Here is a 24,782-nt window from a genome sequence, read left to right as displayed (position 1 = left end):
ACGGCACAGGGCCCGGACGGCGGTGCCGTCCGGGCCCTGTGGGCGCGCTCAGCGGGTCACAGCAGCCGGGTGAGGCGGGAGCTGATCGACGGCGGCGCCAGGTCGTGCTTGAGCACCACCGGGACCTTCACCTCGCCCTGGCCGCTGCCGACCGTGACGGTGCCCACCCGGGTACCGGCCTTGGCGGTGTGCGGCAGGGTGCCCTGCGGCTCCAGGTTGACCTCCACGCTCAGCCCGGACCAGCCGACCACGGTGACGTCCTGGGACACCGTTGCCGGAACCTTTCCGCCGAGCCCGTCGTCGACATAGCCGACCACGTCGCCCTTCCTGAGCACGGTGTGGTCGGTGAGGTTCTTCTGCGCCGCCGCGATGAGGTCACCACTGACGTCCAGCACCTTCTGCAGGATCTGCGGGCCCTGCTGGCCCATCACCACACCGATGATCAGCTGCGTGGTGCCGCCGACCTCCTTCTCGGCCGCCCACATCAGGCAGCCGCCGGCCGGGGTGCTGGAACCGGTCTTCACCCCGATGACCCGGTCGCCGGTCGTCAGCAGCTGGTTGTTGTTGAAGATCCGCTGGCCGTCGGTGAGCACCACATTGGGGGTGGACACGATCTGCCGGAAGACGTCGTTCTGCATCACCTTCTCGGCCAGCCTGAGCTGGTCGGAGGCGGTGGTCCTGGTGGTGGACTGAAGACCGCTGGGGTCGGTGTAGACGGTCTTGGTCATGCCGAGCGTCCGCGCGGTGTCGTTCATCTTCTTGACGAACGCCTCCTGGGAGCCCGCGTCCCAGCGGCCGAGCAGCCGGGCGATGTTGTTGGCGGAGGGGATCAGCAGCATCTGGAGCGCCTCGTACTGGCTGATCTTCTGGCCCACCTCGACCTTGACCACCGACTCGCCCTCGGTGATGCCGGTGGAGTAGTCGGACGCCGCCTGCTTGTCGGCGGTGAGCGTCAGGCCGTTCTCCCCCAGCTTCAGCGGATGGTCCTTGAGCACCACATACGCGGTCATCACCTTGGTGACGCTGGCCATCGGCGCGGACTTGTCGGCCCCCGAGCGGCCGAGGCTGCCCAGGCCGTAGACCTCGGCGGTGGCCTGGCCCTCGGTGGGCCACGGCAGATTGGGCTTGCTGCCGGGGAAGGTGTACGAGGAGAGCGCGGTGGACTGCACCACCGGGTCCGGCAGCGGGCGCAGCAGCTGGGCGACGCAGACGATGCCGAGGACGAAGGCGAGGAAGACACCCCAGACGGTGACCCGCTTCACCGCGCGGCGCAGCGGGGTCATCGGGCGGGCGCTGAGGGACGCCAGCACCCGCATGGCCTCGGAGGTGGTCTCCGGGCCCACCGGCGGCTCCGGCTCCGGCTGCGGGGCCCTGGGCGGCGCGTACACGGGCGCGGGGCGGGCTCTGCGGCCCGACCCGCCGGGGTTGCCCCGGCAGGCGCCGCCACGGGGGCAGCGACAGCTCGGTGGGCGCGGGGGCGGGCTCTGCGGCCCGGCCTGCCGGGGTGGCCCCGGCGGGCGCCGCCACGGGGGGCAGCGACAGCTCGGTGGGCGCGGGCTCTCCTTCGGCCGGTGCGGCGGGCCTGTCCGGCTTCGCGGCCTTGCCGGGCTTCGCGGCCTTGCCGGGCTTCGCCGCATCCGGTTCACGGTCGGGCGCGGCCACCACGGGCAGCGACAGCTCGGTCGCCGGGGGCTTCTCGGCATCCCCGGACGGCTCGGGCTCGGGCTCGGCCTTGGCCTGAGGCTCGGCCTCGGCCTTGGCCTCGGCCTTGGGCTCAGGCTTGGTCTCGGTCTCCGCCTCGGTCTCCGTCTCGGCCTCGGCCGGTGCCCGGTCGCCCCGCAGGGCCAGCCTCGGATCCTCCGCGCGCTCCTCGGGCGCCGCCTTCACCGCCTCGGCCGGCAGCCGCAGCATCCGGGTGGGACTGTCCACGGGCAGCCGCAGCATCCGGGTGGGGTTGTCCCCGCTCCGCACCCGCAGCTGGACGGTGGAGTCGCCCTTGGCCCCGCTGCGGGCCTTCTCCTCCTTGCCGTCCTTGCTGCCGTCCTTCCGGCCGCCCTTGGTACCGCCCTTGGTGCCGTCCTGCTCCGCCGTGCCGACTGCCCGCTGCTCCGCTCCCTCCAGCGGCTCGGTGCCCTCGTCTCGCACGGCCTCCGCCGCCGACGCACCGTCCGGATCGGCGCGTCGGCGCTCCTCGTCGCGCTCGACCGTGCCGGGGGACTCGCCCACGTGACCCAACCTCCTCACAGACCTGGCGGGACGCCTTCGCACCGGCGTCCCGCCCCATAGCGGACAGTCTCCGCCACGAACATGATGTCGCCCGTCCAAGCCCCGTCCGACCGGCGTTTCTCCCGGGTCCGACCACCCGTCCACGTGGGTGACGACCCCCGGCGGGACACCGGTTCCCGGGTCACGATTCAGAGGCGGTCTCGACAGCAGGGTGTGAGAGGCGTCACGCTGTCATCCATCCACGCGGGGAGGCTTGGATGGGCAGGAGCCGCAGAACAATTCCCGAGGAACTGCTGTTGCTCGCACTGGACCCGGCCACGGGCACCACGGCGCAGCCGCAGACCCTCGACCTCGGACTCGCCGGGGCACAGCTCGTCGAGCTGGCCCTGGCCGGACGGATAGTCCCGGACGGAGACCGGATCGCCGTGGTGCTGCCACGGCCGACCGGTGATCCGACACTGGACCATGCGCTGGAGCTGCTGCGCAGGCGCGGCAGCGCGGTGCGTGCCGTGCACTGGATCGGCGGGCCCCGGTTGGGCCTTCGCCAGACGTACCTGGCGCACCTGGAGCGGTGCGGCATGGTGACGGCTGTGCCGGGCCAGGTGTGCGGGGTGTTGCCGACGACGCGGTACCAGGCGTCGGACGAGTGCACCAACACGGCGATCAAGCAGCGCCTGGACACAGCCATCAGGACCGGTGTGCCACCGGACCCCCGGACCGCGGCGCTGGCCGCCCTGGCCCACGCAGTGGGGCTCGGCAAGCACCTCTACCCGGGCAACGAGGGCCGGTCGTCCAGGTCGCGGCTGCGCGATCTGATCCGGTACGACCCACTGGGCGGGATGGTCGCGCACGCCGTGATGGATGTGCAGAACGGCATGCCGGCCCAGGCGCAGCGCGGCGCCGGCGCCACCCGGCCGGGGGCACGCCCGGCCGGCGGCCGGACCGGGCCCGGGGCGGTGGCCGTCGGGCACGACATGGCCCGCGCGGGCGTGCGCTAGGCGGCCCCGCGGGCGGTCCGGATGTCCTCCGGGGCGGTCGGTCGGCATGGATATGCCGTGCGACCGCCCTTTGGCATGCCCCTTTCCGACGCTCGCCCCAGCCCCGCCCCAGCCCTGCCCCGGCCCCGTCGCAGCCCCGCCTCGGTGACCCGATCCGATGAGCCGCGTCAATTCCCCGGCGGCGGCGTGATCCGTAGTGGCATGCTCGTGCCGTTGAGTGGTTGGTACGAATGTGGGAGAGACCGCCCGGAGGTCGACGTGTCCGCCAGCATCAATCCGACAGTGCGCCGCCGCAGGCTCGGAGCCGAACTGCGCCGTCTCCGCGAGCAGAAGGGGATGACGGCGGAAGAAGTGGCCGGCCGCCTGATGGTCTCCCAATCCAAGATCAGCCGTCTGGAGAACGGACGCCGCAGCATCAGCCAGCGCGATGTCCGCGACCTCTGCGACGTCTACGGGGTCGAGGACGAGCGGATGCGCGAGTCGCTGATGGCGATGGCCAAGGAGTCCCGGCAGCGCGGCTGGTGGCACGCCTTCGGCGACATCCCGTACAGCATCTACATCGGTCTGGAGGCGGACGCCTCGGCGGTGCGCAACTATGAGTCGTCGTTCGTCCCGGGCCTGCTCCAGACGCGTGCGTATGCGCACGCCGTGGTGACCGGCATCCAGCCGGACACCGATACCGAGGCGGTGCACCGCCGGGTCGAGGTGCGGATGGCACGCCAGCGCCGGATCAGGGGCAGCGACCAGCTGGACCACTTCTGGGCGGTGGTGGACGAGGCCGTACTGCGGCGGCAGGTCGGCAGCCGCGAGGTGATGGCCGCGCAAATGGCCCATCTGGCGGACTTGTGCGGGGAGCCTCATGTCAACCTTCAGGTGATCCCCTTCACCAAGGGAGCCCACCCAGGTATGACGGGGGCATTCTCCATCCTTGAGTTCCCGGAGTCAGCCGATACGGCGGTTGTTTACCTCGAAGGGGTGACAAGCGACCTTTACCTGGAGAAGGAAGCGGACGTTCGTCGCTATACCGGTCTCTACGACCATCTGATGGCCGTGGCGCTCAGCGTCACGGATTCCCGGTCGTTGATAGCCGAGTATGCGAGGGAGTACGCAGACCATGAAGGCGGATGACACTGGCACCCCGGTGTGGCGCAAGAGCAGCTACAGCGGTCCCAATGGCCAGTGCGTGGAGGTGGCCCTGCCCAGGAGGTCCTTGGTGGCCGTACGCGACTCCAAGGACCCGCAGGGCCCCGCCCTCACCTTCTCCGCCGCCGCCTGGGCCGCCTTTGTCACCGCCGCCGGTACCGAGGTCTTCGCCACCGTCTGAACCCCCGCGGGAACCGCCCCCGCCCGCCCCTTCGACCGCCCAGGGCCCGGTCGGAGGGGTTTGAGTTGCATCAGGCCCCTGATCGCCCGGAACCGCCCTGAGCCGCCCGGGGCCGCCCGGGCTCACGCCGCCGGGTAGCGCTGGGTCCAGCCGGTGCGGTGGTCGCCGTGCGGGCCATGGAGTTCCGGCCCGTGGGTCATCTCCAGGGCGAAGTCGTCGGCCAGGGTGAGGATGGTGCCACGGCCCTCCAGATCGCCCAGCCACTCCGGCGGCAGCGCCGTCTCGCCGTGCAGCACGCCCAGCAGGTTGCCGCAGATCGCCCCGGTGGAGTCGCTGTCCCCGGAGTGGTTGACCGCCAGCAGCAGACCGGCCCGGACGTCCTCGGCCACCAGCGCGCAGTACAGGGCGATGGCCAGCGCCTCCTCGGCGACCCAGCCCTCCCCCAGCGACTCCACCCGCTCCGGCGACGGCTGGCCGGACCGTACGGCGTCCAGGGCGCCGCGCAGGGCGGCCGTGGTCTCCTGGTGGCCGGGGCGCTCGGAGAGCAGCGCCAGGGCCAGGTGCACGCCCTCCTCCAGGGCTCCGCCGCGCACCGCCGTGTGCACGACCACGGCCAGCGCACCGGCCGCGAGGTAGCCGGTGGGGTGGCCGTGGGTGAGGACCGCGCACTCCATGGCGAGCTGGAAGACCAGCGCCGGATCCCACCCCACCAGCAGCCCGAACGGGGCCGAGCGCATCACCGTGCCGCACCCCTTGGAGTGCGGGTTGCGGGGCTGCTCCAGGGTGCCCATCCGGCCGTCCTCCAGCCCGGAGAGGCATGCCTGGCCCGGTGCCCGCTGCGCGTACAGCCACTCCTCGCGGGCCAGCCAGCCCAGGTCGGGTCTGCGCTCGTCCGGACCCCAGTCGTGCTGGGTGGCGGCCCAGCGCAGATAGGCGCCGTGTACGTCGGTCGGCGGGTGCCAGACCCCGGTGTCCCGCCGGACATGCGCCCGGATCAGGCCCTCCACGGTGAAGAGGCTCATCTGGGTGTCGTCGGTGACCGCGCCGCCGCGCCGCCCGTAGGCGGGCACATAGCCGGTGACCCCGGCCGGGCCGTGCACCGCCCGGATCCGGGCCAGCGACTCGAACTCGATCCCCGCGCCCAGCGCGTCCCCCAGCGCGCCGCCGAGCAGGCACCCGCGCACCCTGCTGCGGAAGTCCTGCTCCTGCGCACGCGACCAGAGAGCCTGCACGGCGGGGTGCCTCCTCGTCCTAGCGGCCCGCTTCGTGTCACCCGTCCGGCGGAACTGTATGCGAAGACCGGTTCGGTGGGCCGCCCAGGACTACGCGCGCTGGGGCCGGTCAGCTCTCCAGGACCGGCAGCAGTTCCGGAAGGTGCCCGTCGGAGGAGAGCGCGGCGGCCCGGCGCTCGGCGGACACCTCGCCATAGGTGGTGGTCCGCTGCCGGGCGGGGCGGCCGGCCGCCTCGGCGATGGCCTCCAGATCGCGGATGGACCGGTAGCTGCCGTAGGCGGAGCCCGCCATCCGGGAGATGGTCTCCTCCATCAGGGTGCCGCCCAGGTCGTTGGCGCCGGAGCGGAGCATCTCCGCCGCGCCCTCGGCGCCCAGCTTCACCCAGCTGGTCTGGATGTTGGTGATGTGCGGGTGGAGCAGCAGCCGGGCCATCGCGGTGACCGCCCGGTTGTCGCGCGGGGTCGGGCCGGGGCGGGCGATGCCGGCCAGGTAGACCGGGGCGTTGGTGTGGATGAACGGCAGCGTCACAAACTCGGTGAAGCCACCGGTCCGCTGCTGGATCCCGGCCAGCAGCCGCAGATGGCCCAGCCAGTGGCGGGGGGTGTCCACATGGCCGTACATCATGGTGGAGGAGGAGCGGATGCCCAGCTCATGGGCGGCGGTGACGACCTCGACCCAGGTGGCGGCGGGCAGCTTGCCCTTGGTGAGGATCCACCGCACCTCGTCGTCGAGGATCTCGGCGGCGGTGCCGGGGATGGAGTCCAGGCCCGCCTCCTTGGCGGCGGCCAGCCAGTCGCGGATGGAGAGGCCGGTGCGGGTGGCGCCGTTGACCACCTCCATCGGCGAGAAGGCGTGCACATGGATGCCGGGCACCCGCTCCTTGACCGCGCGGGCGATGTCGAAGTAGGCGGTGCCGGGCAGGTCCGGGTGGATGCCGCCCTGCATGCAGACCTCGGTGGCGCCCACCTCCCATGCCTGGGCGGCGCGGTCGGCGACCTGGTCCAGGGAGAGGGTGTAGGCGTCGGCGTCGGTGCGGCGCTGCGCGAAGGCGCAGAAGCGGCACCCGGTGTAGCAGACATTGGTGAAGTTGATGTTGCGGGTGACGCAGTAGGTCACCTCGTCGCCGACGGTGTCGCGGCGCAGCTCGTCGGCGATCCGGCAGAGCGCGTCCAGGGCCGGGCCGTCGGCGTGCAGCAGCGCGAGGGCCTGGTCGTCGGTGAGCCGGGTGGGGTCGTCGGCGGCGACCGACAGCGCCTCCCGGCAGTCGCGGTCCAGCCGCTCCGCGAGGGCCGCGTCGGTCCCGGCCCCGGCGGACGGGGCGGCGGCCTGCTCGCGGAGCGCCTCCCAGTCGCCGTAGACGTCCTCGAAGTCGGCGCGGCGGTCGGCGGTGCGGCCCTCGGTGTCGATGGTGCGGTGCAGGTCGGTGCGGCCGGTGGCGGCGTACGCGTCGTCGGGCTCCTGCCAGGGCAGCCCGACGGGGATCGCGTCCGGCCGGGCCAGGCCGGTGTCGGGGTCGGCGAGCGCGGTGACATGGGGGACGATCCGGGGGTCCAGCCAGGGCTCGCCGCGCCGGATGTACTCGGGGTAGACGGTGAGCCGTTCGCGCAGCTCGAACCCGGCGGCGGCGGTGCGCTCGGCTAGCTCGTCGATGTGCGGCCAGGGCCGCTCCGGGTTGACATGGTCGGGGGTGAGCGGGGAGACACCGCCCCAGTCGTCGATCCCGGCGCCGACGATCAGCGCGTACTCCCGGTCGACCAGGTTCGGCGGGGCCTGGATGCGGGCGGCCGGGCCGAGCACCAGCCGGGTCACCGCGACGGCGGCGGCCAGCTCCGCCAGCTCGGCGTCGGGCATGGCCCGCATGGCGGTGTCCGGCTTGGCGCGGAAGTTCTGGACGATGACCTCCTGCACGCCGTGGTACTGGCGGGCGATCCGGCGGATGGCGAAGAGCGCGTCGGCGCGCTCCTCGTAGGTCTCGCCGATGCCGATCAGGATGCCGGTGGTGAACGGGACGGCGCTGCGCCCCGCGTCCTCCAGCACCCGCAGCCGTACGGCGGGCTCCTTGTCCGGGGAGCCGTGGTGCGGGCCGCCGGGCTCGGACCAGAGCCGGGTGGCGGTGGTCTCCAGCATCATCCCCATGGAGGGGGCGACGGGCTTGAGCCGCTGGAGGTCGGTCCAGGAGAGCACGCCGGGGTTGAGGTGCGGCAGCAGGCCGGTCTCCTCCAGCACCCGGATCGCCATCGCCCGGACATAGGCCAGGGTGTCGTCATAGCCGTGCGCGTCCAGCCACTCGCGGGCCTCGGGCCAGCGGTCCTCGGGCCGGTCGCCGAGGGTGAAGAGCGCCTCCTTGCAGCCCAGCGCGGCTCCCCGGCGGGCGATGTCCAGCACCTCGTCGGGCGAGAGGTACATGCCGTGGCCTGCGCGGCGCAGCTTCCCCGGCACGGTGACAAAGGTGCAGTAGTGGCACTTGTCCCGGCAGAGCCGGGTCAGCGGGATGAAGACCTTCCGGGAGTAGGTGACCACGCCGGGCCGCCCGGCCGCCTCCAGCCCGGCGTCGCGCACCCGGGCGGCGGAGGCGCACAGGTCGCGCAGGTCCTCGCCGCGTGCCTGGAGCAGCACGGCGGCCTCGGCGGCGTCCAGGGCGACACCGTCCCTGGCCCGGCGCAGGGCCCGCCGCATGGCGTTGGCGGTGGGCGCGGCGGTGGGCGCGGTGGTGGCGGTGACCTGCGGGACTGCGCTGCTGGACTCGGTCATGGATGGACGATACGTCAGCCCCGCAGCCGGGTCAGGATGGCCCTCGTCACAACCGCCGGGGCGGCTGTCCGGGATGACCCTGAGGGCTTCTCAGGGTCGCTCTGCTCCGGTGGTCGTACACCGGAGTGCTTCCAGCGGTCGATGCCGGGGGCGCTCTCGCGTTCTGTAATGGAGTACGAGGGGAGCGGCCACCGGGTGCATGCTGGAACCGGGGGCACGCTGGCGAAGCAGTACCGACGGAGGGGCTGACCGCGATGGCAGCGAAGCGTACGAACCCGATGGCCGACGACGACCAGGACGAGCACGGGCTGGCCGCGCCGTACCGCCCGACCCGGCGCACGGTGGTGCGGGTGCTGATGCCGGTGGGCGTGGCGGCGATAGCCGCGGCCTCCATCGGCCTGGTGCCGGCGCTGGCCTCCGACACCGCGCCCACGCTGCCGCCGCTGAGCGCGGAGCAGCTGGTCGCCAAGGTGCTGGCGTCCGATCCGCAGGCGCTGTCGGGCACCGTGCGGTCCACCGCCGACCTGGGCCTGCCGGGGGGCGTGCTGGGCGAGGCCGCGATCGGGGCCGGGGGCGGCGGGGGCGGGCCGTTCGGCGGCCACTCCGGTGCGGACGGGCAGCGGGACGGCGGCGGAGCGGCGCCCGAGGCGGGGCTCACCCGGCTGCTGGCGGGCACCCACACCCTCCAGGTGGCGGTGGACGGCCCGGACCGGCAGCGGCTGGGCCTGATCGACCGGCTGTCCGAGTACGAGGTGGTGCACAACGGCGCCCAGGTGTGGGGCTGGGACAGCCGCACCAATGAGGCGGTGCACCTGACCCTGCCGACCGGGAACGCCGGGAACGCCGGGCACACCGGTCACACCGGTCACACCGGGAGCGGCCCGGACGGCTCCGCGCTGTTCGGCGGCGCCACCGTACCGGCCACCCCGCAGCAGGCCGCCCGGCAGGTCCTCGCGCTGGCCGGGCCCGACACGGCGGTCTCGGTGGGCGGCACCACCCGGGTGGCCGGGCGGAACGCCTATGAGCTGAGCGTGAAGCCCAAGCAGTCGGGCTCCACCATCGGCGACGTGCGGATCGCGGTGGACGCCGGCAACGGGGTGCCGCTGCGGGTGCGGGTGAAGCCCGCAGGCGGCGGCGACCCGGTCTTCGACGTGGCCTTCACCTCGGTCTCCTTCGAGCGGCCGGGAGCACGGACCTTCGACTTCAGCCCGCCCAAGGGCGCCAAGGTCACCGAGCACCGGGCGCCCGCCGGGGACCTCGCGCCCAGCGGCCGACCGGGCGCCGACCACCGGCAGGCGGACGGCCTCAATGTCATCGGCACCGGCTGGACCAGCGTGGCCTCCCTCACCCTGCCGGCCGACCTCACCGGCGGCGACGGGAATGCGCTCGCCCTGGTCAAGGGGTTCGGCAAGCCGGTCGCCGGGGGCACGCTGATCCACAGCCGCCTGGTTAACGCACTGATCACGGACAGCGGCAGGGTCTATGTGGGCGCGGTCTCGCAGCAGGTGCTGGAGCACGCGGCAGGGGCCCGCTAGTGACCGCTGCGCCGGGGGGCCGGGAGGCCGCTTCCGCCACGGAAGCGGCACCGGCCCCCGCCGTGATCCGCACCAGGGGCCTGACCAAGCGCTTCCGGGGCGGCCAGCTGGCCGTGGACGGGCTGGACCTCACGGTGCCGCGCGGCAGCGTCTTCGGCTTCCTGGGCCCCAACGGCTCGGGCAAGACCACCACCATCCGGATGCTGATGGGCCTGATCGCCCCCACCTCGGGGGCGGCCAGCGTGCTGGGCTCGCCCATGCCGCAGTCGGCGGGCTCGGTGCTGCCACGGGTCGGCGCGCTGATCGAGGGCCCGGCGCTGTACGGCTTCCTGTCCGGCCGGGACAACCTGGTCCGCTTCGACTCCGCCGACCCCACCGCCGACCCGCGCACCCGTGACCGGCGGGTCGCCGAGGCGCTGGCCCGGGTCGGGCTGTCCGCCGCGGCGGGCCGCAAGGCCCGTGCGTACTCGCTGGGCATGAAGCAGCGCCTGGGCCTGGCCTCCGCGCTGCTCCAGCCGCGCGAGCTGCTGGTGCTGGACGAGCCGACCAACGGCCTGGACCCGCAGGGCATGCGGGAGATCCGCGCCCTGGTCCGGGAGGTGGCGGCGGAGGGCACCACGGTCTTCCTCTCCTCCCACCTGCTGGACGAGATCGAGCAGGTCTGCACCCATGCGGCGGTGATGTCGCGCGGCCGGCTGGTGGTGCAGGACACCGTCGCCGAGCTGGCGGCGCACGCACGCGGCCGACTGGTGGTGCGGACCCCGGACACCGAGGAGGCCGTCCGGGTGCTGGCCGCGCACGGGGTGGCCGACCTGCGGGCCACCGGCGACCGGGTGGACGGCGAGCCGCCGACGGGCGCCGCCGCCGACCCCGACGCGCTGCTGCCCAAGCTCTGCGCCGCGCTGGTGGAGGCGGGGGTGCGGGTGCGGTCCTTCGGCACCGAGCGCGGTTCGCTGGAGGACGCCTTTGTGGCGCTGACCGGAGAGGGTTTCGATGTCGCAGGCTGAGACCGCCGCTCCCGCCCCGTACGGGCCACGGTCGCGGACGGCGCTGGGCGTACTGGCACTGTTCCGCAGCGAGCTGTCGATCACCTTCCGGCGGCTGCGCACCCTCGCCCTGCTGGCCATCCTGGCCGCGCTGCCGGTGCTGATCGGCGTGGTGGTGAAGGTGGAGACCGGCAGCGCCCAGGGCGGCGGCGGTCCCGCGTTCATCGCGCAGGTCACCCAGAACGGCCTCTTCCTGGTCTTCACCGCGCTCGCGGTGACGCTGCCGGTCTTCCTGCCGCTGGCGGTGGGCGTGGTGGCGGGCGACTCGGTGGCCGGAGAGGCGAGCAGCGGCACCCTGCGCTATCTGCTGGTGGCCCCGGCGGGCCGTACCCGGCTGCTGGTGGCCAAGTTCTGCGCCTCGCTGGTCTTCTGCGTGGCGGCGACGCTGACCGTGGCGCTGGCGGCGCTGGCCACCGGCGCCGCGCTGTTCCCGCTCGGCCGGGTGACGCTGCTCTCCGGCGACTCGGTCTCCTTCGGGGAGGCGCTGCTGCGGGCGGCGCTGATCGCGGCGGTGGTCGCGGCGTCGCTGGCGGGGCTGGTCGCGATCGGGCTCTTTGTGTCGACGCTGACCGGCAGTGGGATCGCCGCGATGGCCGCCACCGTGGGGCTGGTCATCACCGTCCAGATCCTGGACGGGATACCGCAGTTGCACACCATCCAGCCGTGGCTTTTCCCGCACTACTGGCTGAGCTTCGCCGACCTGCTGCGGCAACCGATGTACCTGCATGACGTGGTGCGGAATCTCGGCCTTCAGGGGCTGTACGTGGCCGTTTTCGGCACGGCCGCCTGGGCCCGGTTCACCGGGCGGGACATCACTGCCTGAGGGCGCGGCGCGGGCCTCGGGTACGTCAACCCCGGTGGCCCGCACGGTGTTTGCACGGCGTCCGGAATTCGGTGAACGAATACGCGGGATTTGCACTGGCCGCCGTTATCCACCACTCCGGTGACGCTGGGCGACGCAATCGGTGCGGGCCGTGAAATGCCGGTTGATTTTGTCTCAAACCCTGGGAGCGAGCTTGACGCCCTCCCTCTCCACCGATGGGATGACTGCAACTCATCGAGCGTGTACTGCCGTCCGCGCCTGGTCGTGTGGATCCCCCTCAGGTCCCGCCGGACCGGGCGGCGGCGTGGACGGCACGCGGCGTATCACCCCTCAAGCGCCGCGCACGCGTTCCTCCGGCACGAACGGGAGAGATCCACACATGTCCATGAGCCGCAGGGCGTTCCTGCTGGCCACCGGGGCCGTCGCAGGATCCGCAGTGCTGTCCGCCTGCGGCAGCAAGGGGGGCGACTCCGCCGCTCCCTCGGGAGAGGTCGAGGTCTTCTCCTGGTGGACCGAAGGCGCAGAGAACGCCGGTCTTCAGGCGCTGCTCGCCGACCTCCAGCTCAACCAGCCGAACATCACCTTCGTCAACCGCGCCGTCGCCGGTGGCGCCGGCGGCAACGCCAAGGCCGAGCTCGCCAAACGTCTGGATGCGAACAACCCGCCGGACTCCTTCCAGGGTCACGCGGGAGCCGAGCTCTCGGACTACATCAGGGCCGGCAAGTTGGAGGACCTCAACGCGCTCTACGACGAGCAGAAGTGGACGGACGTCTTCCCCGAGCAACTGCTGCCGCTGATCAGCTCCGACGGCAAGTTCTACTCCGTGCCGGTGAACATCCACCGGGCCAACATGCTCTGGTCCAACCCGAAGGTCCTGCGCGCGGCGGGGGCCGATCCGGCTCCCAAGACCTTCGAGGCGTTCCTGGGCAACCTCCAGAAGGTCAAGCGGGCCGGCGGCACGGTGCCGCTGGTCGTCGCCGACTCCTGGACGCTGAAGCACCTCCTGGAGACGGTGATGCTGGCCACCCTGGGCGACCAGGCATGGACGGCGCTGTGGAGCAAGGGCGCCGACTGGAGCGCGCCCGAGGTCAGGCAGGCCCTGGAGAACTTCCACCAGGTGCTGACCTACACCAATGCCTCCTCCCCCGCAGCCAGCTGGGACGAGGCCACCACCATGGTCGGCTCGGGCAAGGCCGCGTACCAGGTCATGGGCGACTGGGCCGAGGGAAGCTTCAAGGTGACCCAGAACCTCCAGACGCACACCGACTACACCTGGGCGCCGGTGCCGGGCACGGCGGGGATGTTCCAGTTCCTCTCCGACTCCTTCACCCTGCCCAAGGGCGCCAAGCACCGCGACGCGGCGCTGGCCTGGCTCCGGGAGTGCGGCAGCAAGACCGGCCAGCTGGGCTTCAACGGCGCCAAGGGCTCCATCCCGACGCTGACCAATCTCAACAGCGAGGACCGGGCGCTTTTCGGCCAGTACCTCAAGTGGTCGATGGACGAGTGGAAGCGGTGCCGGATCGTCGGCTCGCTCGCCCACGGCGTGGTCGCCAACAACGCCTGGAGCACCGCGATCGACGGCGCGCTGGACACCTTCGTCAAGAGCCGCCAGGTGCCCCCCTTCCAGGGGGCGCTGGTGGCAGCCGCCCGGCAGCACGCAGTCTGACGGGCCGTACGGCAACCGGGCCCGCCGGGGACGCGCACCACGCGCGGCCCGGCGGGCTCCGCCATGTCCCCGGCCGCTCGGCCGGCTGCGGGCAGGGTCAGCCGTGGACGGCCGCGCCGTCGGCCGCCGCGCCGCCGGCCGCCGTGGCGGCGGCCTCGGCGAGCGCCGAGGCCCGCTGGAGCCGGGCCCGGCTGCGGCGGGCCTGCCGTACGGCGTCCCCGGTCAGCAGCACCAGGGCCACCCAGACCAGGGCGAAGCCCGCCCAGCGGGCCGGCGGCATCTCCTCGTGGAAGACGGTGAGGCCGATCAGGAACTGGAAGACCGGGGCGAGGTACTGGAGCAGGCCCAGCGTGGTCAGCGGCACCCGTACCGCAGCCGCGCCGAAGCAGAGCAGCGGCACCGCGGTGATCAGGCCGGAGAGCGCCAGCAGCCCGGAGTGGCCCCAGCCGTAGTCGCCGCCGGTACGGCCGAAGGTGCCCTGGCCGCTGACGGTGAGGAAGAGCAGAAACCCGACGGCTGGCAGGAACTGGAAGGCGGTCTCGGCCGCCAGGCTCTCCAGGCCGCTCAGCCCGACCTTCTTCTTCAGCAGGCCGTACACCGCGAAGGTGAGCGCCAGCGAGAGCGCGATCCAGGGCAGCCGTCCATAGCCGAGGGCGAGCACCAGCACGGCGACGGCGCCGATGCCGACCGCCGCCCACTGGGCGGGGCGCAGCCGCTCGTGCAGCAGCAGGACACCGAAGGCGATGGTGACCAGCGGGTTGATGAAGTAGCCGAGGCTGGTCTCCACCACATGGCCGGCGTTGACGCCCCAGATGTAGACGCCCCAGTTGACCGAGACGGCGGCTGCGGCGGCGGCGCACATGGCGAGTCGGCGGGGCTGCCGCAGCAGCGGGCGGATCCAGCTCCAGTGCCGGGTGGCGAGCAGGATGCCGACGACGGCGACCAGCGACCAGACCATGCGGTGGGCCAGGATCTCCGCCGAGCCGCTGGGCTCCAGCAGCGGCCAGTACAGCGGGAACAGGCCCCACATCCCGTACGAGGCGAAGCCGAACCAGAATCCGGCCCGCTGCCCCGCACCGGGGCCCTGCTCGTCCATCGCGGCTGCTCCTCCACCTGGTCCCGCGCCGTACCGCCGTGCCGCCGTACCGCTAGGCGGACGATACCGGGCGGAGGAGCCGCCTGTCATGCGCGTATTCACACTTTGGTACTGACAGTGAAGCAGAGCAGGTCGGCGCCCGGTCGGCGCCCCCGGTCAGCCCTGGAGGGCGGCCTTGACGGAGTCGGCCAGCGGCGTGGTCGGGCGGCCGATCAGGCGGGCCAGGTCGCCGGTGGTGATCGCCAGCTCGCCGCGCGCGATACCGGCGTCGACATCCACCAGGATCTCCGCGAAGGGCTGCGGCAGGCCCGCGTCCAGCAGCACCGCCAGATGCCGCTCGGCCGGCACGTCCTGGTACACCACGGGCCGGCCGGACTGCGCGGCCAGCTCGGCGGCGTACTCGGACAGGCTCCACGCCGTGTCGCCGCTCAGCTCGTACGCCCGGCCCTCGTGGCCCTCGGTGGTGAGCACGGCCACGGCCGCCTCGGCGTAGTCCCGGCGGGCGGCGGAGGCGATCCGGCCGTCACCGCTGCTGCCGACCACCGCGCCGTGCTCCAGGGCGACCGCCGCCTGCGCGGTGTAGTTCTCGGTGTACCAGCCGTTGCGCAGGAAGACGAACGGCAGGCCGGACTCCCGGATCGCCGCCTCGGTCGCCTTGTGCTCGTCGGCCAGCCGGAAGCCGGCCCGGTCGCCGCCGAGCACTCCGGTGTAGCCGAGCAGGCCCACCCCGGCCCGCCGGGCCGCCTCCACCACCGCGCGGTGCTGCGCGACGCGCTGCCCGACCTCGCTGCCGGAGATCAGCAGCACCTTGCCGGCCCCGGCGAAGGCGGCCTCCAGGGTCTCCGGCTCGCTGTAGTCGGCCCGCCGCACCTCGACGCCCCGGGCGGCGAGGTCGGCGGCCTTCTCCGGCGCGCGGACGGCCACGGCAAGCCGCTCGGCGGGCACCTTCTCCAGCAGGCCCTCGACCACCAGGCGGCCGAGCTGTCCGGTGGCTCCGGTCACGACGATCATGAGTGCGTCTCCTCGCATCGACATCGGTATCTGACTGCGCAACCAACCGTAGGCGGAGCACTAACCGAACGAAAGTACCCACTTTCAAGTAAGCTACTGACATGACGGTGAGCGAGCCTGACGTCTACGACCGGATGTGCCCGTCACGAGGCGTGCTGGAGCATGTCACCAGCCGGTGGGGCGTGCTGGTGCTGGCGGCGCTGCGCGACCGCGGCTACCGCTTCGGCGAGCTGCGGCGGCGGATCGACGGCGTCAGCGAGAAGATGCTGGCCCAGACGCTCCAGACCCTGGAGCGGGACGGCTTCGTCCACCGGAAGGCCCACCCGGTGATCCCGCCCCGGGTCGACTACAGCCTCACCCCGCTCGGCACCGAGGCCGCCGAGCTGGTGACCGGCCTGGTCGAGTGGATCGAGCGGCGGCTGCCACAGGTGGAGTCCGCCCGCGAGCTGCACGGGGCGCGGCGAGAGGGGTGACGCGTGGGTGCGCTCCCATGAGCCGCCGATGCGAGGGTAAATCCCCATATGCAGAACTCTTGACACGCGTACGTCACGCCTTGATGCTTGGGAGCGCTCCCACAGCGGCTTCTGCACATGGCGCAGACCCTGCGCTCCGCCTCGCCGCCCGTAGCATCTTTCGCTCGCGTATCGCGACGCTCGCGCCCCGCCCGCTCCGGGCCGAGGCGCTGTGCCCGTGCCCTGTCGCTCCCACCCGAGGAGTCTGCACAGCCATGCCCGCGATCACCACGAAACCGCCACGTTCGCGCAGAGGCCGCCTCCTGACCGCCTCCGGCACCGGACTTGCCCTGATCCTTGCCGGACTCACCACCGCTGCCGGAACCGCGACCCCCGCCGCCGCGGCGACGGTCCAGTGCAGCGTGGACTACTCGACCAACGACTGGGGCAGCGGCTTCACCGCCAACCTCACCATCACCAACCGCGGCACCGCCGCCATCAACGGCTGGACCCTCGGCTACAGCTACGCCGGCAACCAGACGCTGCAGAGCGGCTGGAACGGCGTCTGGTCGCAGAGCGGCAAGGCCGTGACCGTCAAGGACGCGGGCTGGAACGCCGCCATCCCGGCCGGCGGCAACACCACCACCTCCGCCAACTTCAACTACAGCGGCACCAACGCCAAGCCGACCTCCTTCACGGTCAACGGCACCGCCTGCAACGGCGCCCACGCCGCCCCCACCGTCACGCTGACCTCCCCCACGGCCGGGGGCACCTACAGCGCCGGCGGCAACATCTCCCTGGCCGCCAGCGCCAGCGCCGCCGACGGGGCGACCATCAGCAAGGTGGAGTTCTACAGCAACACCACCCTGATCGGCACCGCCACCGCCGCGCCGTTCACCTTCAACTGGGCCAACGTCCCGGCCGGCGACTACTCGGTCTACGCCAAGGCGTACGACTCCCTCGGCGCCAGCACCGAGTCCGCCCCGGTCGGCGTGCACGTGGCCTCCGGACCGGCCCTGGTCGCGGTGCCGGACAGCCTCTCGGTGCAGCAGGGCAAGACGGCGACCTTCCAGGTCAAGCTCTCCCAGGCGCCCACCGCCAATGTCACCGCCACGGTGAGCCGCGCCTCCGGCAACACCGGCCTCTCGGTCACCGGCGGCGCCTCGCTGACCTTCACCCCGAGCAACTGGAACACCGCCCAGACCGTGACCGTGACGGCCGACGCCAACTCGACCGGCGCCGCCACCTTCACCGTCAAGGCGACCGGCTACTCCAGTGCCAATGTGACCGTCACCGAGCTCAAGGCGTCCACTGCGGGCACCTACACCGCCCGCTTCCTGGATGAGTACAACAAGATCACCGCCCCGGCGAACGGGTACTTCTCGCCGGAGGGGATCCCCTACCACTCGGTGGAGACGCTGATCATCGAGGCCCCGGACCAGGGCCACGAGACCACCTCCGAGGCGTACAGCTACCTGATCTGGCTCCAGGCGGAGTACGGCCAGGTGACCGGGGACTGGTCGAAGTTCAACGCGGCGTGGACGACCATGGAAAAGTACATGATCCCCACCCACGCGGATCAGCCCACCAACAGCTTCTACGACCCCAGCAAGCCGGCCACCTACGCCCCCGAGCACGACCTGCCCGAGCAGTACCCGTCGCAGCTGGACAGCGGCGTCTCGGTCGGCAAGGACCCCATCGCGGCCGAGCTGAAGTCCGCCTACGGCACCGACGACATCTACGGCATGCACTGGCTCCAGGACGTCGACAACGTCTACGGCTACGGCGGCACCCCGGGCGGCACCTGTGAGGGCGGCCCCACCGCCAAGGGCCCGTCCTACATCAACTCCTACCAGCGCGGCCCGCAGGAGTCGGTCTTCGAGACCATCCCGCAGCCGTCCTGCGACAACTTCAAGTACGGCGGCCCCAACGGCTACCTGGACCTGTTCACCAAGGACTCCGGCTACGCCAAGCAGTGGAAGTACACCGACGCCCCCGACGCGGACGCCCGCGCCATCCAGGCCGCCTACTGGGCGGACACCTGGGCCAAGGCCCAGGGCAAGGGTGCCGATGTGGCCGCCACGGTCGCCAAGGCCGGCAAGATGGGCGACTACCTGCGGTACTCGTTCTTCGACAAGTACTTCAAGAAGATCGGCAACTGCACCAGCCCGTCCTGCGCGGCCGGTACCGGCAAGGACAGCGCGCACTACCTGCTCTCCTGGTACTACGCCTGGGGTGGCGCCACCGACAGCAGCGCCGGCTGGGCCTGGCGGATCGGCGACAGCGCCGCCCACCAGGGCTACCAGAACCCGATGGCCGCGTACGCGCTGATCAACGACACGGCCATGGCGCCCAAGTCGGCCACCGGCAAGGCCGACTGGACCACCTCGCTCCAGCGCCAGCTGGAGTTCTACACCTGGCTGCAGTCCAGCGAGGGCGCCATCGCGGGTGGTGCCACCAACAGCGTGGGCGGCGCCTACCAGGCCCCGCCGGCCGGTACCCCCACCTTCTACGGCATGTCCTACGACCCGGCCCCGGTCTACCACGACCCGGACAGCAACCAGTGGTTCGGCTTCCAGGCGTGGTCGCTGGAGCGGGTGGCGGAGTACTACTACGCGACCGGTGACGCCAAGGCCAAGGCGATCCTGGACAAGTGGGTCAGCTGGGCCGTCGCCAACACCAAGATCAACCCCGACGGCACCTACCAGATCCCGTCCACCCTCAAGTGGACCGGCGCACCCGCCACCTGGAACGCCACCAACCCGGCCAGCAACACCAACCTCCACGTCACCATCCAGGACTACACCAACGACGTGGGTGTGACCGGCTCCTACGCCAAGCTGCTGACCTACTACGCCGCCAAGTCCGGCAACGCCGCTGCCAAGACCACGGCCAAGGGCCTGCTCGACGGCATGTGGAGCAACTACCAGGACAGCCTCGGCGTCGCCGTCCCGGAGACCCGGGCCGACTACAACCGGGTGACCCAGAAGTACAGCACCTCCAACACCAACCACGACGGCGTCTACGTGCCGCCGGGCTGGACGGGCACCATGCCCAACGGCGACAAGATCGACTCCAACGCGACCTTCCTGTCGATCCGCTCCTGGTACAAGAACGACCCCCAGTGGTCCAAGGTTCAGAACTACCTGAACGGCGGCGCCGCCCCGGTCTTCACGTACCACCGATTCTGGGCGCAGGCCGACATCGCCACCGCACTCGCGGCGTACGGCCAGCTGTTCAACGAGTGACCCGCGCGGGGTGACGTCCCCCTGAGACCCCCACCCGGGAAACACCGCGGGGCGTGGTCGGAGCAATCCGACCGCGCCCCGCGCCCGTGTCATTCTCGGGCCGTACCGGCCGAGGCAGCGAGCTGGACCAGCAACTCCCAGGATCTGTTGGTTCCGGCCGGGCGGGTGTGGTGCGACAGGGCCACGACCTTCTCGAAGATCGCAGGAGCATCGGACTCCCGGTAGGGCGGCCCCGCCCTGGCCACTTCCTTCACCATGACGCGCTTGGGGTCGTCGATGAGGCCGGTGTTCACATGGCGACGCGCCCGTGGTACGGACCACCGGGCCTTGAAGGCGGTCAGGGCATCAGGGAAGAGCAGCATCCACGCCTCCACCTCCCAGGCGATCAGGATGTAGCTGGCCGTCTCGCCGAGCTGCCGTGACAGAGCGGCCTGGACCTTGCTGCGGGTCTGGTCGGCAGCTGCGGATTCCCGCTGGTCGAAGTCCTCATGGACGAAGACTGCGGCTATGTCGGCGCCTTCCCGGGCAGCCCTGGCACGGACCAGACCGGCCAACCTGGTGACGCGCCCATGCAGGACGTCCCCGGTCGCGTCCCGCAGCGGGATCTTGTCATTGATCGTGACGATCCGGCCTTTGAGGTCCGGGTTGAACGCCTCAAGCAGGATCCGCAGCACCTCGCGGTCATTCTGGCCTTCACCGACGAGCACCACCACGGGCTTGCGTGTCGCCCGCCGCGCAGTACCGCGCCCCCTGGTCAAAGATCGCCTCCGAGAGCCCCGGAGAACCAGAGCTCGCCCAGCGGCCTCCCCTGGCTTGCCTGCTGGATCCGCCGCACATCCCCCTCCGTCAGCGCTGGGATGGCCGAGGCCCCGTCGTCCGTACGCTCGCAGATGATGAACTCATGCGGCTCCAGGCGGTCCACAAGGGCCGGAGAGTGTGTGGCGATGAGCAGCTGCGTACGTTCGCTCGCCTCCCTCAAGCGCTGGACCAGGAGCTCCAGTGCCTGGGGGTGGAGGCCGTGGTCGATCTCCTCGATGCACGTCAGAGCGGGCGGGTTCGGGTCGTACAGGAGCGCGAGCAGGCTGAGCAGCCGGATTGTGCCGTAGGAGGCGTCCGCGAGCTCCGTGGGTCGCCGAAGCCCTCGTTCCCGCAGTACGACGACGACTTCTCGGGCGGCTCCCGAAGGGAACTCGAAGTCGATGCCCTCCAGTTGCGGCAGGACGGCGATCGCGTCCTCCACCAGGCGTTCCCAGGTCCCGGGGTCCCGCCGTGACAGGGACAGGAGGAAGCCGGCCAGGTTGCTCGCATCGTCCGCCAGCCCTTCGCCGCGGCGCCGGGAGGGAGTAATCCTGGAGGGACGTCGAGCAGCACTCACATCGATGTCGAAGACCCGGAAGGATGCCAGCCGCTCTGCGAAGGCGGCCACTTCCGTTCCGCCGGAGTCGTCCGAGAGCCGCGGAAGCGTGGATAGACCGCTGCTGAGTTTCTGGATGCCGATCGCGGTATCCGACACCACCTCCTGGGCGGCGTCCACATCCTGCACCTCGGCCCGCACACCCGAGATGTGAATCCGCCGTCCCCGCCCCTGGACCCGTTTGAAGGCGAACTCCTCGCGCCGCGAGAGTGTCTGGACTCCGGTGGCCGACGACGTGCGGTTGGTGATGGTGATCTCGTACTCGTCGGGTGCCGTGAGTTTGCTGTGTGACGTCCAGCATGCCTTCAGCCTGATGCGCACGCTGGCTGGGGCCTTGCTGCCGCCGCGGAAGACCACTTCACCGAAGCCACCACGAGCGTCCAGCGCCGGCAGGAGGTCCGTGCCGATGACGTCGGCGAGGAAGGTGAAGACCTCCAGGACATTGGTCTTACCAGCACCGTTGGGACCGACCAGGACGGTCAGAGGACCCAGCGGCACATGGATCCTGCGCAAGCTCCGGAAGTTCTCGACCTCCAGTGCCAGGAGACGCTTCTGCATGCTTGGAACCCTACTGGTTTCAGGCCGCCGGCAGCCCTGACAGCGCTGGCCCACAGCCGCCGCCGGTGTCGGCTGAGGAGACGGTACCTGTCCCACGGTGCCCAGGGTCTGAAGAGAGGTGTGCGCCCGCGCGGAATGCCGAAGGGGCGCCCCCGCTGTGGTGGGGGTGCCCCTTCGGGGTCACTCGGCGGTGCTCAGTCGACGGTGGTCGGTGGGCGGTGGTCAGTCGACGGTCCAGGTGTCGTTGCCGGTGAGGAGGGCGGTGAGGTCGCCTTCGCCCTTGGCCTGGACGGCGCGGTCGAGTTGGTCGGCCATCAGGGTGTCGTAGACCGGGCGGTCGATGTCGCGGAGCACGCCGATCGGGGTGTGGTGCAGGGTGTCGGGGTCGGCGAGGCGGGAGAGCGCGAAGGCGGTGGCGGGGCTGGGACCGCCCACGTCGTGGACCAGCACGGCCGCCTCGTTCCGCGGCGTCACCTCGGCCGTGAACAGCTCACCGCTCACCGGATCGCGGAAGACACCCTGGCCCAGATCGGCACCGAACCGGATCGGCCGGCCGTGCTCCAGCCGGATCAGCGCCTCCTCCCGCGTCCCCGGCTCCTTCAGCGCATCGAAGGCACCGTCGTTGAAGATGTTGCAGTTCTGGTAGATCTCCACCAGCGCCGTGCCCCGGTGCTCGGCCGCCGCCCGCAGCACCGACTGCAGGTGCCTGCGGTCGGAGTCGATGGTGCGGCCCACGAACGACGCCTCCGCACCCAACGCCAGCGACACCGGGTTGAACGGCGCGTCCAGCGAACCCATCGGCGTCGACTTGGTGACCTTCCCCAACTCCGACGTCGGCGAGTACTGCCCCTTGGTCAACCCGTAGATCCGGTTGTTGAACAGCAGGATCTTCAGATTCACATTCCGCCGCAGCGCATGGATGAGGTGGTTCCCGCCGATGGAGAGAGCGTCACCGTCACCGGTGACGACCCAGACGGAAAGATCCGGCCGGGAGGAGGCCAGACCCGTGGCGATGGCCGGGGCACGGCCGTGGATGGAGTGCATCCCGTAGGTGTTCATGTAGTACGGGAAGCGGGAGGAGCAGCCGATGCCGGAGATGAAGACGGTGTTCTCGCGGGCGATGCCGAGTTCGGGCATGAAGGCCTGGACGGCGGCGAGGATGGCGTAGTCGCCGCAGCCGGGGCACCAGCGGACCTCCTGGTCGGTCTTGAAGTCCCGGGCGGTCTGGGGCCCGGTGGCCTTGGGCACCAGGGAGAGCGCGGGCAGCGCGGTGCCGTCGCGGTGGGCGGTGGCCTCAGACATGGCGGGTCGGTCCTTCCTGGAGGGCTGCCTGGATGGCGTCGGCGAGGTGCTCGGCCTTGAAGGGCATGCCGTTGACCTGGGTGATGGGACGGGCGTCGACCAGGTACTGGGCGCGGATCAGGCGGGTGAGCTGGCCGAGGTTCATCTCCGGGATCAGGACCTGGCGGTAGGAGCGCAGGACGGTGCCCAGGTCGGCGGGGAAGGGGTTGAGGTGCCGCAGGTGCGCCTGGGCGACCCGGCCGCCCTGGGCCCGGGCCCGGCGCACCGCCGCGGTGATGGGTCCGTAGGTGGAGCCCCAGCCCAGCACGAGCAGGGGGGCGTCGCCGGTGGGGTCGTCGACGTCCACCGGGGGATCGTGGCGGCGATGCCGTCGATCTTGGCCTGGCGGGTGCGGACCATGTGCTCGTGGTTGGCCGGGTCGTAGGAGATGTTGCCGGAGCCGTCCTGCTTCTCGATCCCGCCGATGCGGTGCTCCAGGCCGGGGGTGCCGGGCAGGGCCCAGGGCCGGGCCAGGGTCCGCGGGTCGCGCTTGTAGGGCCAGAAGACCTCCTGGCCCTGGTCGGTGGTGTGGTTGGGCTCGGTGGCGAAGACCGGGGCCAGGTCCGGCAGCCCGGCCACGTCCGGGATGCGCCAGGGCTCGGAGCCGTTGGCCAGGTAGCCGTCGGAGAGCAGCAGGACCGGGGTGCGGTAGGCCAGCGCGATGCGGGCGGCCTCCACGGCGGCGTCGAAGCAGTCCGCCGGGGTGGCCGGGGCCACGATCGGCACCGGGGCCTCGCCGTTGCGCCCGTACATGGCCTGGAGCAGGTCGGCCTGCTCGGTCTTGGTGGGCAGTCCGGTGGAGGGGCCGCCGCGCTGGATGTCCACGATCAGCAGCGGCAGCTCCAGGGAGACCGCCAGCCCGATCGTCTCGCTCTTCAGCGCGACCCCGGGTCCGGAGGTGGTGGTCACCGCCAGCGCCCCGCCGAACGCCGCGCCCAGGGCGGCGCCGATGCCGGCGATCTCGTCCTCGGCCTGGAAGGTCCGCACACCGAAGTTCTTGTGCCTGGCCAGCTCGTGCAGGATGTCGGAGGCGGGGGTGATCGGGTACGAGCCCAGGTAGAGCGGCAGCCCGGAGCGGCGGGAGGCGGCGATCAGGCCGTAGGACAGGGCGAGGTTGCCGGAGATGTTGCGGTACCGGCCGGCCGGCAGCGGCGCGGGGGCGACCTCGTAGGAGACCGCGAAGTCCTCGGTGGTCTCCCCGAAGTTCCACCCCGCGCGGAAGGCCGCGACATTGGCCTCGGCGATCTGCGGCCTCCCCGCGAACTTGGCCCGCAGGAACCGCTCGGTGCCCTCGGTGGGCCGGTGGTACATCCACGACAGCAGGCCCAGCGCGAACATGTTCTTCGCCCGCTCGGCGTCCCGGCGGGCCAGCCCGGAGTCCTTCAGCGCCTCCAGCGTCAGCGTCGTCAGCGGCACCCGGTGCACACTCCACGCCTCCAGCGACCCGTCCGCCAGCGGATCACCCGCATACCCCACCTTCGCCAGCGCCCGCTTGGTGAACTCATCGGTGTTCACGATGATCTCCGCACCACGCGGCACATCCGGCAGGTTCGCCTTCAACGCCGCCGGGTTCATCGCCACCAGCACATGCGGAGCATCACCCGGCGTGAGGATGTCATGGTCCGCGAAGTGCAACTGGAAGCTGGAGACACCCGGCAGCGTCCCGGCAGGCGCCCGGATCTCCGCCGGAAAGTTCGGCAGAGTCGACAGGTCGTTACCGAAGGACGCCGTCTCCGAAGTGAAACGATCCCCGGTCAACTGCATGCCATCACCGGAATCCCCGGCAAACCGGATCACCACCCGGTCCAGCCGTTTCACCTGCTTCACGGGCCCGCCCGTCCGCCGCTCGGACGCACCGGGCGGGCCGGCGGGCGCCGCCGCGCCGTCCGCCGCCTCCGTCTGCTCGACCTGGCTGGTCACTGGCTTGGACCTCCCTCAGGAGTCACCACGCACGGGCGCGAGCCGTGTGCTCCCGTCCGCGTGGTGCACCACCTTCATCCTAAGCTGGTAAGGGTCACCTATGTGAGGGATGCCCGAAGCTCCCTGCACGGCTTTCACCT

Annotated in this window: 17 protein-coding genes and 1 pseudogene; 9 read left to right on the top strand and 9 right to left on the bottom strand. The window is 71.6% G+C overall.

Annotated elements, in window-relative coordinates; all coding sequences use genetic code 11:
- Window positions 1–56 precede the first annotated feature (56 nt).
- Window positions 57–1,343, bottom strand: a complete 1,287-nt coding sequence (locus C7M71_RS18100; protein WP_111494844.1) for a D-alanyl-D-alanine carboxypeptidase family protein — start codon at window positions 1,341–1,343, stop codon at window positions 57–59.
- Between the two features lie 1,140 nt (window positions 1,344–2,483).
- On the opposite strand from C7M71_RS18100, the gene C7M71_RS18095 reads away from it, so the two are divergent.
- From C7M71_RS18095 to C7M71_RS18085, 3 genes are all read left to right on the top strand, one after another.
- A complete protein-coding gene (locus C7M71_RS18095) occupies window positions 2,484–3,224 on the top strand; it encodes a GOLPH3/VPS74 family protein (protein ID WP_111492578.1) in 741 nt (246 codons plus the stop codon).
- Between the two features lie 258 nt (window positions 3,225–3,482).
- Entirely contained in the window at window positions 3,483–4,352 is an 870-nt protein-coding gene (locus C7M71_RS18090; RefSeq protein ID WP_111492577.1) for a helix-turn-helix domain-containing protein, read from the top strand.
- A complete protein-coding gene (locus C7M71_RS18085; protein ID WP_111492576.1) occupies window positions 4,339–4,548 on the top strand; it encodes a DUF397 domain-containing protein in 210 nt (69 codons plus the stop codon). The genes C7M71_RS18090 and C7M71_RS18085 overlap by 14 nt, the downstream gene beginning before the upstream one ends.
- A 122-nt stretch (window positions 4,549–4,670) precedes the next feature.
- Here C7M71_RS18085 and C7M71_RS18080 read toward each other — a convergent pair whose 3' ends face one another.
- A complete protein-coding gene (locus C7M71_RS18080) occupies window positions 4,671–5,780 on the bottom strand; it encodes an ADP-ribosylglycohydrolase family protein (RefSeq protein ID WP_111492575.1) in 1,110 nt (369 codons plus the stop codon).
- Between the two features lie 109 nt (window positions 5,781–5,889).
- A complete protein-coding gene (locus C7M71_RS18075; RefSeq protein ID WP_111492574.1) occupies window positions 5,890–8,532 on the bottom strand; it encodes a bifunctional FO biosynthesis protein CofGH in 2,643 nt (880 codons plus the stop codon).
- Between the two features lie 254 nt (window positions 8,533–8,786).
- Between C7M71_RS18075 and C7M71_RS18070 the strand changes: the two genes are divergently transcribed.
- The 4 genes from C7M71_RS18070 to C7M71_RS18055 all read left to right on the top strand — a co-directional run bounded on the left by C7M71_RS18070 (window position 8,787) and on the right by C7M71_RS18055 (window position 13,602).
- Window positions 8,787–10,067 (top strand): LolA family protein, encoded by a 1,281-nt coding sequence (locus tag C7M71_RS18070; RefSeq protein WP_111492573.1) that lies wholly within the window; start codon window positions 8,787–8,789, stop codon window positions 10,065–10,067.
- Window positions 10,067–11,074 carry an ABC transporter ATP-binding protein gene (locus C7M71_RS18065; RefSeq protein ID WP_111492572.1) on the top strand — a complete coding sequence of 336 codons (1,008 nt, stop codon included), beginning with the start codon at window positions 10,067–10,069 and terminating at the stop codon, window positions 11,072–11,074. The genes C7M71_RS18070 and C7M71_RS18065 overlap by 1 nt, the downstream gene beginning before the upstream one ends.
- A complete protein-coding gene (locus tag C7M71_RS18060) occupies window positions 11,061–11,936 on the top strand; it encodes an ABC transporter permease (protein ID WP_111492571.1) in 876 nt (291 codons plus the stop codon). Before C7M71_RS18065 ends, C7M71_RS18060 begins: the two co-directional genes overlap by 14 nt.
- 385 nt (window positions 11,937–12,321) lie before the next feature.
- Window positions 12,322–13,602 carry an ABC transporter substrate-binding protein gene (locus C7M71_RS18055; protein ID WP_111492579.1) on the top strand — a complete coding sequence of 427 codons (1,281 nt, stop codon included), beginning with the start codon at window positions 12,322–12,324 and terminating at the stop codon, window positions 13,600–13,602.
- 97 nt (window positions 13,603–13,699) lie between these two features.
- On the opposite strand, the gene rarD is transcribed toward C7M71_RS18055, so the two are convergent.
- Together rarD and C7M71_RS18045 are read right to left on the bottom strand one after the other, a co-directional pair.
- Window positions 13,700–14,698 (bottom strand): EamA family transporter RarD, encoded by a 999-nt coding sequence (gene rarD / locus C7M71_RS18050; RefSeq protein WP_114914423.1) that lies wholly within the window; start codon window positions 14,696–14,698, stop codon window positions 13,700–13,702.
- Window positions 14,699–14,854: 156 nt separating this feature from the next.
- Window positions 14,855–15,709 carry an SDR family oxidoreductase gene (locus C7M71_RS18045; RefSeq protein WP_111493671.1) on the bottom strand — a complete coding sequence of 285 codons (855 nt, stop codon included), beginning with the start codon at window positions 15,707–15,709 and terminating at the stop codon, window positions 14,855–14,857.
- 101 nt (window positions 15,710–15,810) lie between these two features.
- Between C7M71_RS18045 and C7M71_RS18040 the strand changes: the two genes are divergently transcribed.
- Complete coding sequence (locus C7M71_RS18040; RefSeq protein WP_111493669.1) at window positions 15,811–16,182, top strand: winged helix-turn-helix transcriptional regulator; 372 nt, start codon at window positions 15,811–15,813, stop codon at window positions 16,180–16,182.
- A 254-nt stretch (window positions 16,183–16,436) separates the two neighbouring features.
- The gene (locus tag C7M71_RS18035) at window positions 16,437–19,409 is read left to right on the top strand and encodes a glycoside hydrolase family 48 protein (RefSeq protein WP_111493667.1); all 2,973 of its coding nucleotides are present in this window, start codon (window positions 16,437–16,439) and stop codon (window positions 19,407–19,409) included.
- Between the two features lie 89 nt (window positions 19,410–19,498).
- On the opposite strand, the gene C7M71_RS18030 is transcribed toward C7M71_RS18035, so the two are convergent.
- The 4 genes and pseudogenes from C7M71_RS18030 to C7M71_RS18015 all read right to left on the bottom strand — a co-directional run bounded on the left by C7M71_RS18030 (window position 19,499) and on the right by C7M71_RS18015 (window position 24,642).
- Window positions 19,499–20,122, bottom strand: coding sequence for a hypothetical protein (locus C7M71_RS18030; RefSeq protein ID WP_229758787.1), 624 nt, complete (start codon window positions 20,120–20,122; stop codon window positions 19,499–19,501).
- A gap of 41 nt (window positions 20,123–20,163) precedes the next feature.
- Window positions 20,164–21,381 (bottom strand): AAA family ATPase, encoded by a 1,218-nt coding sequence (locus tag C7M71_RS18025; RefSeq protein WP_111493665.1) that lies wholly within the window; start codon window positions 21,379–21,381, stop codon window positions 20,164–20,166.
- A gap of 222 nt (window positions 21,382–21,603) precedes the next feature.
- Window positions 21,604–22,683: a 2-oxoacid:ferredoxin oxidoreductase subunit beta gene (locus tag C7M71_RS18020; protein WP_111495227.1), complete on the bottom strand. Its 1,080-nt coding sequence runs from the start codon at window positions 22,681–22,683 to the stop codon at window positions 21,604–21,606.
- Window positions 22,676–24,642 (bottom strand): annotated as a pseudogene (locus tag C7M71_RS18015) (2-oxoacid:acceptor oxidoreductase subunit alpha). Before C7M71_RS18015 ends, C7M71_RS18020 begins: the two are co-directional and overlap by 8 nt.
- Between the last annotated feature and the right edge of the window lie 140 nt (window positions 24,643–24,782).

It is taken from the genome of Peterkaempfera bronchialis, from assembly GCF_003258605.2.
GTDB classification, from domain to species: domain Bacteria; phylum Actinomycetota; class Actinomycetes; order Streptomycetales; family Streptomycetaceae; genus Peterkaempfera; species Peterkaempfera bronchialis.
The sequence above is the reverse complement of the archived record's forward strand: the minus strand, read 5'-3'. Positions and strand labels throughout refer to the sequence as shown.

Coding starts and splice junctions, on each gene's coding strand:
- C7M71_RS18025 (WP_111493665.1), bottom strand. CDS start 21,381: ATGCAGAAGCGTCTCCTGGCACTGGAGGTCGAGAACTTCCGGAGCTTG.
- C7M71_RS18075 (WP_111492574.1), bottom strand. CDS start 8,532: ATGACCGAGTCCAGCAGCGCAGTCCCGCAGGTCACCGCCACCACCGCG.
- C7M71_RS18045 (WP_111493671.1), bottom strand. CDS start 15,709: ATGATCGTCGTGACCGGAGCCACCGGACAGCTCGGCCGCCTGGTGGTC.
- C7M71_RS18020 (WP_111495227.1), bottom strand. CDS start 22,683: ATGTCTGAGGCCACCGCCCACCGCGACGGCACCGCGCTGCCCGCGCTC.
- C7M71_RS18035 (WP_111493667.1), top strand. CDS start 16,437: ATGCCCGCGATCACCACGAAACCGCCACGTTCGCGCAGAGGCCGCCTC.
- C7M71_RS18060 (WP_111492571.1), top strand. CDS start 11,061: ATGTCGCAGGCTGAGACCGCCGCTCCCGCCCCGTACGGGCCACGGTCG.
- C7M71_RS18095 (WP_111492578.1), top strand. CDS start 2,484: ATGGGCAGGAGCCGCAGAACAATTCCCGAGGAACTGCTGTTGCTCGCA.
- C7M71_RS18040 (WP_111493669.1), top strand. CDS start 15,811: ATGACGGTGAGCGAGCCTGACGTCTACGACCGGATGTGCCCGTCACGA.
- rarD (WP_114914423.1), bottom strand. CDS start 14,698: ATGGACGAGCAGGGCCCCGGTGCGGGGCAGCGGGCCGGATTCTGGTTC.
- C7M71_RS18055 (WP_111492579.1), top strand. CDS start 12,322: ATGAGCCGCAGGGCGTTCCTGCTGGCCACCGGGGCCGTCGCAGGATCC.
- C7M71_RS18070 (WP_111492573.1), top strand. CDS start 8,787: ATGGCAGCGAAGCGTACGAACCCGATGGCCGACGACGACCAGGACGAG.
- C7M71_RS18085 (WP_111492576.1), top strand. CDS start 4,339: ATGAAGGCGGATGACACTGGCACCCCGGTGTGGCGCAAGAGCAGCTAC.